This is a genomic window from Brevundimonas sp. P2_A6 (assembly GCF_056404975.1).
On sequence record NZ_JBFUCZ010000002.1, the window covers coordinates 254,644 to 267,747 of the forward strand.

Annotated in this window: 12 protein-coding genes; 6 read left to right on the forward strand and 6 right to left on the reverse strand. The window is 67.5% G+C overall.

Features of this window, described 5'->3' with window-relative positions; translation table 11 throughout:
- From AC1DW4_RS06740 to AC1DW4_RS06750, 3 genes are all read right to left on the reverse strand, one after another.
- A complete protein-coding gene (locus tag AC1DW4_RS06740) occupies positions 1 to 2,178 on the reverse strand; it encodes a prolyl oligopeptidase family serine peptidase (RefSeq protein ID WP_477016481.1) in 2,178 nt (725 codons plus the stop codon).
- Between the two features lie 69 nt (positions 2,179 to 2,247).
- Positions 2,248 to 3,039 carry a potassium channel family protein gene (locus tag AC1DW4_RS06745; RefSeq protein WP_477016482.1) on the reverse strand — a complete coding sequence of 264 codons (792 nt, stop codon included), beginning with the start codon at positions 3,037 to 3,039 and terminating at the stop codon, positions 2,248 to 2,250.
- 57 nt (positions 3,040 to 3,096) lie between these two features.
- Positions 3,097 to 3,495 carry a host attachment family protein gene (locus AC1DW4_RS06750; RefSeq protein WP_477016483.1) on the reverse strand — a complete coding sequence of 133 codons (399 nt, stop codon included), beginning with the start codon at positions 3,493 to 3,495 and terminating at the stop codon, positions 3,097 to 3,099.
- A 111-nt stretch (positions 3,496 to 3,606) separates the two neighbouring features.
- Here AC1DW4_RS06750 and dapF point away from each other — a divergent pair, with 111 nt between their 5' ends.
- On the forward strand, positions 3,607 to 4,440 hold the full coding sequence (dapF, locus tag AC1DW4_RS06755; protein WP_477016484.1) for a diaminopimelate epimerase: 834 nt from the start codon (positions 3,607 to 3,609) through the stop codon (positions 4,438 to 4,440).
- Between the two features lie 47 nt (positions 4,441 to 4,487).
- Here dapF and AC1DW4_RS06760 read toward each other — a convergent pair whose 3' ends face one another.
- Positions 4,488 to 4,709: a DUF1674 domain-containing protein gene (locus AC1DW4_RS06760; protein ID WP_477016485.1), complete on the reverse strand. Its 222-nt coding sequence runs from the start codon at positions 4,707 to 4,709 to the stop codon at positions 4,488 to 4,490.
- A gap of 150 nt (positions 4,710 to 4,859) precedes the next feature.
- On the opposite strand from AC1DW4_RS06760, the gene AC1DW4_RS06765 reads away from it, so the two are divergent.
- From AC1DW4_RS06765 to AC1DW4_RS06785, 5 genes are all read left to right on the forward strand, one after another.
- Positions 4,860 to 6,095 carry an argininosuccinate synthase gene (locus AC1DW4_RS06765; RefSeq protein WP_477016486.1) on the forward strand — a complete coding sequence of 412 codons (1,236 nt, stop codon included), beginning with the start codon at positions 4,860 to 4,862 and terminating at the stop codon, positions 6,093 to 6,095.
- Between the two features lie 70 nt (positions 6,096 to 6,165).
- Entirely contained in the window at positions 6,166 to 6,627 is a 462-nt protein-coding gene (locus AC1DW4_RS06770; RefSeq protein ID WP_477016487.1) for a hypothetical protein, read from the forward strand.
- 79 nt (positions 6,628 to 6,706) lie between these two features.
- On the forward strand, positions 6,707 to 7,234 hold the full coding sequence (locus tag AC1DW4_RS06775; protein WP_477016488.1) for a hypothetical protein: 528 nt from the start codon (positions 6,707 to 6,709) through the stop codon (positions 7,232 to 7,234).
- 50 nt (positions 7,235 to 7,284) lie between these two features.
- A complete protein-coding gene (locus tag AC1DW4_RS06780) occupies positions 7,285 to 7,551 on the forward strand; it encodes a DUF6356 family protein (protein ID WP_477016489.1) in 267 nt (88 codons plus the stop codon).
- 8 nt (positions 7,552 to 7,559) lie between these two features.
- The gene (locus AC1DW4_RS06785) at positions 7,560 to 8,741 is read left to right on the forward strand and encodes a CaiB/BaiF CoA transferase family protein (RefSeq protein ID WP_477016490.1); all 1,182 of its coding nucleotides are present in this window, start codon (positions 7,560 to 7,562) and stop codon (positions 8,739 to 8,741) included.
- Here the strand turns inward: AC1DW4_RS06785 and odhB are convergent.
- Positions 8,738 to 9,994: a 2-oxoglutarate dehydrogenase complex dihydrolipoyllysine-residue succinyltransferase gene (odhB, locus tag AC1DW4_RS06790; RefSeq protein ID WP_477016491.1), complete on the reverse strand. Its 1,257-nt coding sequence runs from the start codon at positions 9,992 to 9,994 to the stop codon at positions 8,738 to 8,740. The two genes, AC1DW4_RS06785 and odhB, sit on opposite strands and share 4 nt — an antisense overlap.
- Before the next feature lie 104 nt (positions 9,995 to 10,098).
- Positions 10,099 to 13,092, reverse strand: coding sequence for a 2-oxoglutarate dehydrogenase E1 component (locus tag AC1DW4_RS06795; RefSeq protein WP_477016492.1), 2,994 nt, complete (start codon positions 13,090 to 13,092; stop codon positions 10,099 to 10,101).
- Between the last annotated feature and the right edge of the window lie 12 nt (positions 13,093 to 13,104).

Consider the following 13,104-nt stretch of genomic DNA (forward strand, 5'->3'; position numbering starts at 1 on the left):
CTACTCCTGGGCCGGCTGATCCATCAGCCGGCGGGTCAGATAGGTGTATTCCAGGGCGATCCGGCGGGCGGTTTCCTGCAGGTTCGCCCCCGCCGCGTGGCCGCCGTCGGTGTTCTCGTAGAACAGGACCGGATAGCCCAGCTCTTCCAGACGCGCGGCCGCCTTCCGGGCATGGCCCGGGTGGACGCGGTCGTCCTTGGTCGAGGTGTGGATGAAGACCTCCGGATAGGGCTGGCCCGCCCGCAGGTTCTGGTAGGGCGAATAGGCCTGGATCCAGGCGCGCTCGGCCGGGATGTCCGGGTTGCCGTATTCGGCGATCCAGCTGGCGCCCGCCAGCAGGCGGTGGAAGCGCAGCATGTCGAACAGGGGCACCTGGATGACCGCCGCGTTGATCAGGTCCGGGCGCTGGGTCAGCATGGCCCCCATGAACAGCCCGCCCTGCGACCCGCCCATGATGCCGAGGCGAGGCTGGGAGGTGATGTTGCGGGCGATCAGGTCGAGCGCTACGGCCTGGAAATCCTCGTGCGCCCGCTGGCGGTTCTCCTGCAGGGCCGCGTCATGCCAGTTGGGACCGAACTCGCCGCCGCCGCGCGTGTTGGCCACGACATAGACGCCGCCGCGCTCCAGCCACAGCTTGCCGACGGTCGGCGAATAGCCGGGCAGCAGCGAGCTCTGGAAGCCGCCGTAGCCGTAGAGCAGCGTGGGGTTCGATCCGTCCGTGGCGATATCGGTTTTGTGGACGACGAAATAGGGGATCATCGTGCCATCCGCTGAAGCGGCTTCGAACTGATCCACCGTCATGCCGGCCGCGTCGAACTTGGCGGGCAGGGCCTTGACGGGGGCGACATCGCCGCTGGCCGCGTCGGCCAGATACAGGCTCTGGGGCGTCAGATAGCCGGAGACGTTCACGAAGACCCGGTCGTCGATCTCCGACGCCGATCCCAGGCCGATGGTGGCGTTCTGCGGCAGATCGAGACGGCTGCGGGCCCAGTCGCCGCCGGGGTTGGGTGTGTAGACATAGGCCGCGCCGCGCACGTTCTCGAACAGGCCGACGATCAGGTGGTTGCGGGTGGCGGTGATGGCCTCCACCGCCTCTCGCGGTCCGGGGCGGATGATGAGCCGGGCCTGGGTCATCGGGTCGGTCAGCCAATCGGTCAGCGGCCAGGCCACCACGTCGCCGGTCTGGAAGCTCTGGCCGGACGGGGCCGTCCAGTCCTGCTTGATCGTCACGACCAGCTGGCCCTGGACCAGGGCGTCGATGTCGGACTTGGCGGGCAGGGCCAGCTGGGTGGTGGTGCCGTCCGCGTTCAGGCGATGGGTCTCGCCCTCATAGAAGCTGACGCCGCGATTGATCAGGACGACCTGGACCGTGCCGTCGGCATCGCGCAGGGTGTAGCCGCTGACGGACACGTCCGACGGCTGGCCGGTGAAGACGGTTTCGGCCTGATCGATCGTCTGACCGCGCCTCAGTCGCTTGACGATCATCGGATAGCCCGAGGTCGTCAGGGTGCCGGGACCGAAGTCGCGCGAGATCAGCAGGGTGTCGGCATCGACCCAGGACGCGCCACCCTTGGATTCGGCCAGTTCGAAGCCGCCGTCGACGAAGGCGCGGGTCTCGGAATCGAACTCGCGGACGACGACCGCGTCCTTGCCGCCGTCGGACAGGGAAATCAGGCACAGCCGTTCGTCGGGGGGCAGGCAGCTGGAGCCCTTGTAGACCCAGTTCTTGCCCTCGGCCGCCGACAGGGCGTCGATGTCGAGGATGGTCTGCCACTCGGGCGCATCCGTGCGGTAGCTGTCCAGCGTCGTGCGCCGCCAGAGGCCGCGCACGTGGTCGGCGTCCTGCCAGAAGTTGTCGATCATACCCGCGTGAGTGAAGCCGGGCGCCGGGATGCGGTCGCGGGCCTGGACCAGGGCCAGGGCCTGGTCGTGCAGGCCCTCGTAGCGCGGGTCGCCCTGGAGCACGCCCAGCGACCGGGTATTGTGTTCGTTCACCCAGGCCATGGCGCGCTCGCCGTCGACCTCTTCCAGCCACAGATAGGGGTCGGTCTCGTCCGAGGTGGCGAAGGCTCCGGGCGCGAGCGGAGGATTGGGCGGAGGAGTCTGGGCCATGGTGCTCGATGCGAAGGACAGGAGGGGCATGAGGGCGGCGAGCAGGATGCCGGACGATCGACGCATGCGGGGCGCTCCGTTGAGGATGGCGCACCTTAGCGGCAGGGGCCTGCGCGGCAAGGCGGCGCGGTGCGGCTATTCGTGGTTGGGGATGCACAGGGTCGTGCCGCAGGCCTTGCAGTGGACGGCATCGGGGTCGTGTTTCTGCAGCCCGCAGGTCGGGCAGGGGAAGTGCACCTTCCTCGGCTTCAGCAGGGTCTGGCCCAGCCGGACGAACAGGGTGATCCCCACCAGCATGACGGAGATCGACAGCAACCGCCCCCAGACGCCGGGCAGGGTGATGTCGCCGAACCCCGTCGTCGTCAGGGTCGCGACGGTGAAATAGAGTGCGTCGACGTAGCCGGTGATCCCCTCGTGCCGGCCCCGGAAGGTCGAATAGACAAAGCCGGTGACGATGAAGACGAAGGTGACCAGCGCCGCGACCGCACGCGTGACCTCCTCGACCCGGGTGTCGTCGAAGCGTCGGCCTATGGTGCGCCAGAACAGGTCGGAGTTCAGCAGAGTCCACAGCCGCAGGATTCTCAGAAAGCCCAGATTGAAGGCCCAGGCCGGGATCAGAAGCGTGGCCAGCACCAGAAGGTCGATCCAGTTGATCGGCCGCTTGAACCAGTCTTTCCAGTCCGAATAGGCGGTGATGCGAGCCGCCAGGTCGACCACCAGCAAGGCTGCGATGGCATAGTCGATGACATAGAAGGTCCGCCCCATGTCGCGCAGGACCGGTGCCGCGACGAAGAAGGCGATGATGACCAGGTCGATCACGATCACCGCCAGCCGGAACCGGACCGCAGTGATCGTCTCGCCATGATAGAGATAACGCAGTCGCGCCTTCAGGCTGTGGTGGCGGCTTTGGCGGGGCGGCGACGTCATGGCCGAGGCTTAGCGGGCGGGGCGACCCGCGTCACGCGGGCGGGTCGCCCCAACGCCTCAAGCCTTCTGGATCGCGGCGGCGATCTGATCGGTCGAATGGCCGGTCAGGTCCTTGGCGATCTCGCCGACCAGCTTGGCCGAGAGTTCCTTGTGCCAGTGCTTGCGCAGCTCACCCAGGGTCTTGGGCGCGGCGATGACCAACAGGTGATCGAACTTGCCGGCGATTGCCCGTTTGTTCAGCACCTCGGCGACGCCCATGGCGAAGCCGTCTTCGGCCTGGGTATCGTTGTCGGGATTGGCTCCGCTGGAGGCGCGACCCGGTGCGCCGACGACGCGCTCTTCGATCGAGGGGTTGGGCTGGGCCGTCAGGGCGACGTCCTGGCCGCCGGTGTTCTTGAACAGAGCCACCTTCTCGCCGTCGACCACGGCCACCATCGCGTCCTTGGGAAGGTTCATAGGAAAAGGCCTCGTTCTCTGTTGGGGAAGATTCAGCTAACGGGCGGGCGGCCGGGGCGTTGCGTCGTCGATGGCTTGGGCGCGAACCGTGAGCGTGCCTATATGCGGCCCATGCAGGCCTCTACCCCCTTCGTGAAGATGAACGGCGCCGGCAACGACTTCGTCGTCGTCAACGCGCTGGAGACCCCGTTCACCCCGGACGGGGATCGGGTGCGGGCGCTGGCGAACCGGCAGACGGGCGAAGGCTTCGACCAGTTGATCGCCATCGAACCGTCCGACCGGGCCGACGCCTTCATGCGGGTGTGGAACGCGGACGGCGGTGTGGTCGAGACCTGCGGCAATGCCCTGCGCTGCGTCGGCTGGATGCTGATGCAGGCCAACGGCACCGACAGCGCGACCATCGACACTCTGGGCGGCCCCACGATCGCGCGGCGTGCCGGGCCGGAGAGGGTCACCGTGGACATGGGCACGCCCCGGCTGGACTGGACTGAAATTCCCCTCGCCGAGGCGATGGACACGCGCGGCATCGAGCTTCAGATCGGCCCGATCGACGATCCGGTCATCCATACGCCCGGGGCCGTCAGCATGGGCAACCCCCACGTGGTCTTCGTCACGGACCGGCTGGACGACGTGTTCGTGACCGGCGCGGGGTCGATGATCGAGCACCACCCGCTGTTTCCTCAAGGCGTGAACGTCGGCTTCGCCCATGTGCTGGCGGCGGACCGCATCCGCCTGCGGGTCTGGGAGCGCGGCGCGGGACTGACGAAAGCCTGCGGAACCGGGGCGTGCGCGGCTCTGGTGGCGGCTTCGCGACGCGGCCTGACGGGACGCAGCGCGACGGTGGTCGTCGATGGCGGCGAACTGCAGATCGACTGGGACGAGGTCACGGGCCACGTCCTGATGACCGGGCCGGTCGAGATCGAGCGGACGGGCCGGCTGGGCTGACGCGGGCGTTCAGAATAGCCCTTCTCCCATGAAGAAGGGGCAAGGGCTTAAAAGTCGATCGCCAGCCCTTTTTTCTCCCAGTCGCCATATCGGGTAGGTTCCGGCCCGTCGCGGCCGCCATGTTCAACGGCCAGCGCCAGTGCCTCGGCCGTTGCGCGGCGTTCTGCGGCCTCAGCCAAGGCCCGCCGGGCGGCGTCGGACAGGACGCGCGGCGTCGCTTCCACAGGCGCGTCGTCGTTTTCGGCGGGAAATGACGGGGTATGGGTCACGGCGGCATCCGGTGGCTGTATCCGTCAGATAGTGTCCGCCGTGCCCGCCGCCACCGGACCCGGCCACAATCGCGCCCTTGCATCGTGGGTCGCGAGGCCCTTTAAGCGCCGCCAATCCCCGCCTCGCATCGTTCTTTCAAGGATCCCGTCATGGCCAAGGCCTCCGAAAAGCCCGTCAAGAAGGTCGTGCTGGCCTATTCCGGCGGCCTGGACACATCGATCATCCTGAAGTGGCTCCAGACGGAGTACAACGCCGAGGTCGTGACCTTCACCGCCGACCTGGGCCAAGGCGAGGAACTGGCCCCGGCGCGGGAGAAGGCCCTGAAGATGGGCATCAAGCCCGAGAACATCTTCATCGACGACCTGCGCGAGGAGTTCGTGCGCGACTTCGTCTTCCCGATGTTCCGCGCGAACGCCCTGTACGAGGGCCAGTATCTGCTGGGCACCTCGATCGCCCGGCCGCTGATCGCCAAGCGCCAGATCGAGATCGCCCGCATGGTCGGCGCCGACGCCGTCTGTCACGGCGCGACCGGCAAGGGCAACGACCAGGTCCGGTTCGAACTCGGCTACTACGCCCTGGAGCCCGACATTCGCGTCATCGCCCCCTGGCGCGAGTGGGAATACCGCAGCCGCGAGGCCCTGCTGGACTTCGCCGAGAAGAACCAGATCCCGATCGCCAAGGACAAGCGCGGCGAGGCGCCGTTCAGCGTGGACGCCAACCTGTTGCACTCCTCGTCCGAGGGCAAGGTGCTGGAGGACCCGGCGCTCGAGGCCCCCGAGTTCGTGCACCAGCGCACGATCAGCCCGGAGGATGCACCGGACACGCCGCACGTCTTCACCATGACCTTCGAGAAGGGGGACGCGGTCGCCATCGACGGTGTGGCCATGTCGCCGGCGACCCTGCTGACGAAACTCAATGAACTCGGCCACGACAACGGCGTCGGCCGTCTGGATCTGGTCGAGAACCGCTACGTCGGCATGAAGTCGAGGGGGGTCTATGAGACGCCGGGCGGCACCATCCTGCTGGCCGCTCACCGGGGCATCGAGTCCATCACGCTGGATCGTGGGGCCATGCACCTCAAGGACGAGCTGGCGGTCAAATACGCCCAGATGATCTACAACGGCTTCTGGTTCGCGCCCGAGCGCGAGATGCTGCAGGCCGCCATCGACCACAGCCAGCAGAAGGTCTCCGGGACCGTCCGCATCAAGCTGTACAAGGGCAATGTCTCGGTGATCGGCCGCGAGAGCGCCAACAGCCTTTACGACCAGGATCTGGTCACCTTCGAGGAAGGCGTTCAGGCCTACGATCACAACGACGCCGCCGGCTTCATCAAGCTGAACGCCCTTCGCCTGCGCGTGCTAGCCAAGCGCGATCGCCGAAGCTGAGCCGCAGTTTGCGCTTGAGCCACGGCGCATTCCGTTGGACGCTTCGCCACCCCTTTCTCAGAGATTTTCCATGATCCGCTTTCTGTCCGTCGCCGCCGCCCTGATGCTGGCCACCCCCGGTCTCGCCCAGACGGCGCCTGCGCCCGCGCCCGCTCAGGCTGCACCGGCCGAAGCCCCGCCTTCGCCCGAGGAGGCGGCGTTCGAGGCGCGATCCGAAGCCTTCAGCGGTCGCATCCAGACCATGGCGCAGGAAATGCAGGACGCGGTGACGGCGGCGGGGACCGACACGGCCAAGCGATCGTCCGACCTCGACGCCATCGAGGCGCGCTACCAGCCCGAAGTCGACGCCTTCATCACCGATCTCCAAGCCTTCATCGAGACCCAGGCGGGTGCGCTTTCGCCCGATCAGGCCGCCCAGATGCGGGCCGGCGTCGCGGCGGCCCTGCCCCAGATTCAAGGCATCACGCATCAGGTTCGCGGCCAGATCGAACAAGGCGCGGCGACGGCGGCCGCGCCGCCCGCCGCCCAGTAGCGCCGCCTTACCGCGATTTCACTTGAGCCCGGGCGGCGACGGGCGGAGGTTGCGGCATCTCATCCGAGGAGCCGCCGCCATGATCCGTGCCCTTTCCCTCGCCGCCGCCCTCGCCGTGCTGCCGCTGTCCAGCGCCCTGGCCGGGGAAAGGCCGGGCGATGCCCAAAGCGCGTCCGAAGCCGCCATCGAGGCCGCCGCCTCGGCGTTCGAGGCCCGCATGGAGGCCTTCGGCGAGCGCGCCGAGGCCGTGTCGTCCGACGAGGCATTGAGCGCCGATCAACGCGAGACGCGGATCGCGGCGATCTGGGCCGAATACGCGCCGGAGGTCTCGGCCTTCACCGCCGAGATCACCCGACATGCCGGCACGATCGCCCAGGAGGCCCTGGCCGATATCGACGTGGAGGCCCTGGTCGCCGACGCCATGAACGACCCGGAGGTCCAGGGGGCCCTCGCCGCCGCGCCGGTCATGGCCACCAGCGGAGCCTGGGCCGCCAACGATCCGGAACAGATCGTCACCTATGGCCTGATCGCCCAGTACGCGCTGGACCAGGCCGCCGAAGCGGTGTCCGAGGACGATGCGGACGTGATCGTCTCCCCCGAGGACTGACCATGGAGCGCGGGGTAGAGGGACGGCTTGCGTCACGCTAGGGTGACCGGATGATCCGGCCCCTGACCCGCCTGTTCGTCGATCACCCCCGCGAAGTCGGCGAGACCTATCTTCACCACGCGGCCGCCGCCTCGCGCTTCGGGTTCCGGCTCGCGGGTTTGTCGGGCGCGGCCTTTCTTCATGCCCTGGTGCCGGGCATGCACAAGACGACGGTCTCGACCGAGATCAAACGAATGGCCGACGACCTCGGTTATCGCGCCGAGGTCGCGCGCGAGACGCGCATGGCCGAGGCCGGTGCCTTCGATCCGGGCCTGTGAGCGCGAGCGTGACGCAGACTCAAGCCCTGGCGGGTGTCCGCATCCTGGACCTGTCGCGCGTGCTGGCGGGGCCATGGGCGACCCAGCTGCTGGCCGACCTGGGAGCCGAGGTCATCAAGGTCGAACGACCCGGTGTCGGCGACGACACCCGCGCCTGGGGCCCGCCCTTCACGACGAAGACCGACGGCTCGCGCGGCGACGCCGCCTACTTCATGTGCGCCAACCGGGGCAAGAAATCCGTCGAACTGGACATGGCCAGCCCGGAAGGGGCCGAGACGATCCGGCGTCTGGCCGCCACCTGCGACGTCGTGGTCGAAAACTTCAAGGTCGGCGGACTGGCCAAATACGGTCTGGACTATGCCGCCCTGTCGAAGGATCGGCCGGGCCTGGTCTATTGCTCCATCACCGGCTTCGGCCAGACCGGCCCGCGCGCCCAGCAGGCGGGCTACGACTACATGATCCAGGCCATGGGCGGGTTGATGAGCATCACCGGTCAGGCCGACGGATCGCCGGGGGCCGAGCCAATGAAGGTGGGGGTCGCCGTGGTCGATCTGGCCACCGGCCTCTATGCCTCCAACGCCATCCTGGCCGCCCTGCTGCATGCCCGGGCGACCGGTCAGGGCCAGCACATCGACATCGCCCTGTTCGACGTCCAGGCCGCCATGCTGGCCAATCAGGCGACGAACTATTTCGTGTCCGGCGTCGCGCCGACCCGCATGGGCAATGCCCATCCGAACCTGGTGCCCTATCAGCCCTTTCCGTGCACGGACGGTATGGTCGTCATCGCCGTCGGCAACGACGGGCAGTTCCGGACGCTGTGCGGTGTGCTCGGTGCCGAGGCGCTGGCGGGCGACGGCCGCTATGCCACGAACGCGGGCCGGATCGAGCACCGTGCTGAACTGGTCGCCGCGCTCTCGGCTATCACCAGCGCGATGACCATGGCCGAGCTGATGGCGACGCTGGAACCCGCCGGCGTCCCCTGCGGCCCGGTCAACACCATCGACCAGGTCTTCGACGAACCGCTGGCGAAGCATAGGGGATTGGAGGTCGAGCAGTCGCGCGCCGACCTGTCGGCTGTGGTGCGAACCGTCGCGTCGCCGATCCGCATGTCCCAGACGCCCGCCCGCTACGACACTGCGCCGCCCGCGCTGGGGCAGGATACGGACGCGGTGCTTTCCAGCCTGACCTAGAGGTCCAGCAGGGCCCGCGCCGGGTCTTCCAGCAGCTGTTTGATCCGGACCAGGAAGGTCACCGCCTCCTTGCCGTCGACGATGCGGTGGTCGTAGCTGAGGGCCAGATACATCATCGGTCGGATCTCGACCTGGCCGTTCATGGCCATCGGGCGCTGGACGATGTTGTGCATGCCCAGGATGCCCGACTGGGGCGCGTTCAGGATCGGCGTGGACATCAGCGAGCCGTAGGTGCCGCCGTTGGTGATGGTGAAGGTGCCGCCCTGCAGCTGGTCCAGCGTCAGGTCGCCGTCGCGCGCCGCCTTGCCCAGGGCCGCGATGCCCTTCTCGATGCCCGCCAGCGACAGGGTGTCGGCGTCGCGCAGCACCGGCACGACCAGGCCCTTTTCGGTGCCGACGGCGACGCCGATGTCATAGTGGTTCTTGTAGATGATGTCGGTGCCGTCGATCTCGGCGTTGACGGCCGGGATCTCCTTCAGCGCCTGGACGACCGCGCGGGTGAAGAAGCTCATGAAGCCCAGCTTCACGCCATGCGCCTTTTCGAAGGCGTCCTTGTACTGGGTCCGCAGGGCCATGACCGTGGTCATATCCACCTCGTTGAAGGTGGTCAGCTGGGCGGCGGTGTTCTGCGATTCCTTCAGCCGGCGCGCGATGGTCTGGCGCAACCGGGTCATCTTGACCCGCTCCTCGCGCGGCTGGTCGGCGCGCGGCGCCACGGCGACAGCCGGGGCGGGCGTCGGAGCGGCAGCGGTCGGAGCCGGGGCGGCCGCGGCCGCCAGGGCGTCGCCCTTGGTGATGTTGCCCTTGGGACCCGTCGGCGCGATGGCCGAGGCGTCCAGCTTATTCTCAGTCACGATGCGCTGGACCGACGGCGACAGGGTGGTGTCGGCGGCCGGAGCCTTGAAAGCGGCCGATCCGCTGTTGGCCGAACCACCCGAAGGCGCGGCAGCCGGTGCCGGTATCGGAGCGGGTGCTGTGGCCGGAGCAGGTGCAGGCTCGGCCGGTTTGGCGGCGGCGGCCCCTTCGGTCACGGCCCCCAGGATCGCGCCCGGGGTCACGGTGTCACCCTCGGCGAAGTTGATCGCGCCCAGCGTCCCGTCGGACGGCGAGACGACCTCCAGCGAGACCTTGTCGGTCTCCAGCTCGACCAGCATCTCGTCCTTCTTCACCGCGTCGCCGACCTTCTTGGACCATTTGGCGATGGTCGCCTCGGAGACGGATTCACCGAGGGTGGGGGTCAGGATGTCGGCCATGGGGAGGGTTCCGGTCGTTTCGTCAGCGTCAGGGCGTGGCGGTCATATAGGCGATAACGGCGTCGGGCGGGAGGGACCCGACGGCAGAGATCAAGCGAGGGCGGTCAGGCGAGGGCCTCGGAGGTGAAGGCCTCGAGTTCCTTGAGGTGGCGGCTCATCAGGCCGGCGGCCGTCGAGGCCGAGGCGGGCCGTCCGACATAGCGGGCGCGTTTGGACTTCACGTCCAGCTTGTCCAGCGTCAGCTCCAGCCAGGGATCGACGAAGGTCCAGCCGCCCATGTTCTTGGGCTCTTCCTGGCACCAGACCAGCTCCGCGTTGGGGAAGCGGCTGAGCTCGGTCGACAGCGACTTGATCGGCCACGGATAGAACTGCTCCAGCCGCATCAGATAGACGTCGGTGACGCCCTTCTTCTCGCGCGCGTCCAGCAGGTCGTAATAGACCTTGCCCGAGCACAGGACGACGCGACGGATGTCCTTGTCGCCCTTGATAGTGATGCCCGACACCTCGGGACGCGTCTGGGCGTCGTCGTGCAGCACGCGGTGGAAGGACGAACCCTCGGCCATGTCCTTGAGGGTCGAGACCGCCTTCTTGTGCCGCAGCAGGCTCTTGGGCGTCATGATGATCAGGGGCTTCCTGAACGGCCGGTGCATCTGGCGGCGCAGGATGTGGAAATAGTTGGCCGGGGTGGTGCAGTTGGCGACCTGCATATTGTCCTCGGCGCATTGCTGCAGGAACCGCTCCAGACGGGCCGAGGAATGTTCCGGACCCTGACCTTCGTAGCCGTGCGGCAGCAGCATGGTCAGGCCGCACATCCGCAGCCACTTGCGTTCGCCGGAGGAGATGAACTGGTCGATCACCACCTGGGCCCCGTTCACGAAGTCGCCGAACTGGGCCTCCCACATCACCAGGGTGTTGGGATCGCTGAGGGCATAACCGTATTCGAAGCCCAGCACCGCCTCTTCCGACAGGGCGGAATCGATGACCTCGAAATGCTGGTAGTCGCCGCCCAGGTTGTTCAGGGGAACATAGCGTTCCTCCGTGGTCTGATCGACGATGCCCGAGTGACGCTGGCTGAAGGTGCCGCGCACCGAATCCTGGCCCGACAGGCGCACCGGGAAGCCTTCGGTGAGTAGTGAGGCGAAGGCCAGGCTCTCGGCCGTCGCCCAGTCGATGTCCGCACCCTTGTCGATCGTCGCGCGACGCGCCTCGACGACGCGCCTCAGGGTCTTGTGGATGTCGACCTGGTTCGGGATGGTCGTCAGCCGGTGACCGAGGTCCTTCAGCTTGGCTTCCGGCACCGCCGTATCGCCGCGCCGCTCCTCGCCGTCGGGCAGGCCCACGCCTTTCCACTGGCCGTCCAGCCAGTCGGCCTTGTCGGCGACGAAGGTCTTGCCGGCCTCGAACTGCTCGTCCAGATACTGTTCGAAGCGGCTGATCTCGGCATCGACTTCGGCCTGGGTCAGCACCCCTTCCTCGACCAGACGCTTCGAATAGATCTCGCGCGTCGAGGGCAGGCTGCGGATTTTCGAATACATCACCGGCTGGGTGAAGGTCGGATCGTCGCCCTCGTTGTGGCCGAAGCGGCGGTAGCAGAACATGTCCACCACCACGTCCTTCTTGAACTTCTGGCGGAACTCGGTGGCGACCTTGGCGGCGAAGACGACGCTTTCCGGGTCGTCCCCGTTGACGTGCAGGATCGGCGCCTGAACCATCAGGGCCACGTCGGACGGATAGGGGCTGGACCGGCTGTTCCGCGGGCTGGTGGTGAAGCCGATCTGGTTGTTGATGACGAAATGCATCGTCCCGCCGGTACGGTAGCCCTTCAGACCCATCAGGGCGAAGCATTCGGCCACGACCCCCTGGCCGGCGAACGCCGCGTCGCCATGGATCAGCAGCGGCATGACCTTGGACCGGTCCAGCGCCCACTGGCTTTCCGGCAGGCCGGCGTTGGCCTCGCGGATGTCGAACGCCTGTTTCGCCCGCGCCTTGCCCAGCACGACGGGGTTGACGATCTCCAGGTGCGACGGGTTGGCGGTCAGCGACAGGTGGACGTGGTTGCCGTCGAACTCGCGGTTCGAGGACGCGCCCATGTGGTATTTGACGTCGCCCGATCCCTCGATGTCGGAAGGGACCGTCGAGCCGCCCTGGAACTCGTGGAAGATGGCGCGATAGGGCTTGCCCATCACGGCGGCCAGGGTGTTCAGACGCCCCCGGTGCGCCATGCCGATGACGATCTCGTCGACGCCCAGCGCGCCGCCGCGCTTGATCATCTGCTCCAGCGCCGGGACCATGGCCTCGCCGCCGTCCAGGCCGAACCGTTTGGTGCCCGGGAAGCGCTTGTGCAGGAACCGCTCGAAGCCCTCGGCCTCGATCAGCTTGTTCAGGATGGCGATCTTGCCTTCCCGGGTGAAACCGTTCTTCTCGAAGGCGTCCGGCCCCTCGAACCGCTGCTGGATCCAGGCCTTTTCGTCCGGCTCGGCGATATGCATGAACTGGATGCCGATATTGCCACAGTATGTCCGTTTCAGGATCGCCATGACCTCGCGGATCGTACCGGTCTGCAGGCCCAGCACGCCGTCCAGATAGATCGGCCGGTCCATGTCGGCTTCGGTGAAGCCATAGAATTCAGGCGTCAGCTCCGGGTTATTGGTGGCGGCCTCGATCCCCAGCGGGTCCAGCGTCGCCTGCAGGTGCCCGCGCACGCGGTAGCTGCGGATCAGCATCAGGACGCGGATGGAATCGTGGGCGGCGGCGCGGACCTCCTCGGCGGAGGCTCCGGTCGCGGCGGGGGATGCAGACGCGGGCGCCGACTTCGTCTTGGGGTCAGGCTTGGCGGCAGGCCAGCGGCCGTCGAACACGCCGGTCTCTTCGCTCGGTTCGGTCGCCTGGGACCGGCCCCAGCTTCCGGCGGCGGACGACGCCTGCACGGTCGCGGCCGAGTCTCTCAGCTGGTCGAAGAAGCCACGCCATTCGGCCGAGACGCTGGACGGATCGGCCGCCCACTTGTCGTGCAGTTCCTCGATGAAGGCGGCGTTGGAGCCGTACAGGAAGCTGGTCTCGGCAAAGACCTGATTCAGCCGACCGGCATCGTCCGCCATAGTATCGTCGTC

What these genes read in the sequence shown, in the direction of transcription:
- AC1DW4_RS06750 (WP_477016483.1), bottom strand. Translation starts at nt 3,495, where the DNA reads ATGAACCTTCCCAAGGACGCGATGGTGGCCGTGGTCGACGGCGAGAAG.
- odhB (WP_477016491.1), bottom strand. Translation starts at nt 9,994, where the DNA reads ATGGCCGACATCCTGACCCCCACCCTCGGTGAATCCGTCTCCGAGGCG.
- AC1DW4_RS06745 (WP_477016482.1), bottom strand. Translation starts at nt 3,039, where the DNA reads ATGACGTCGCCGCCCCGCCAAAGCCGCCACCACAGCCTGAAGGCGCGA.
- AC1DW4_RS06775 (WP_477016488.1), top strand. Translation starts at nt 6,707, where the DNA reads ATGATCCGTGCCCTTTCCCTCGCCGCCGCCCTCGCCGTGCTGCCGCTG.
- AC1DW4_RS06795 (WP_477016492.1), bottom strand. Translation starts at nt 13,092, where the DNA reads ATGGCGGACGATGCCGGTCGGCTGAATCAGGTCTTTGCCGAGACCAGC.
- AC1DW4_RS06770 (WP_477016487.1), top strand. Translation starts at nt 6,166, where the DNA reads ATGATCCGCTTTCTGTCCGTCGCCGCCGCCCTGATGCTGGCCACCCCC.
- dapF (WP_477016484.1), top strand. Translation starts at nt 3,607, where the DNA reads ATGCAGGCCTCTACCCCCTTCGTGAAGATGAACGGCGCCGGCAACGAC.
- AC1DW4_RS06780 (WP_477016489.1), top strand. Translation starts at nt 7,285, where the DNA reads ATGATCCGGCCCCTGACCCGCCTGTTCGTCGATCACCCCCGCGAAGTC.
- AC1DW4_RS06740 (WP_477016481.1), bottom strand. Translation starts at nt 2,178, where the DNA reads ATGCGTCGATCGTCCGGCATCCTGCTCGCCGCCCTCATGCCCCTCCTG.
- AC1DW4_RS06765 (WP_477016486.1), top strand. Translation starts at nt 4,860, where the DNA reads ATGGCCAAGGCCTCCGAAAAGCCCGTCAAGAAGGTCGTGCTGGCCTAT.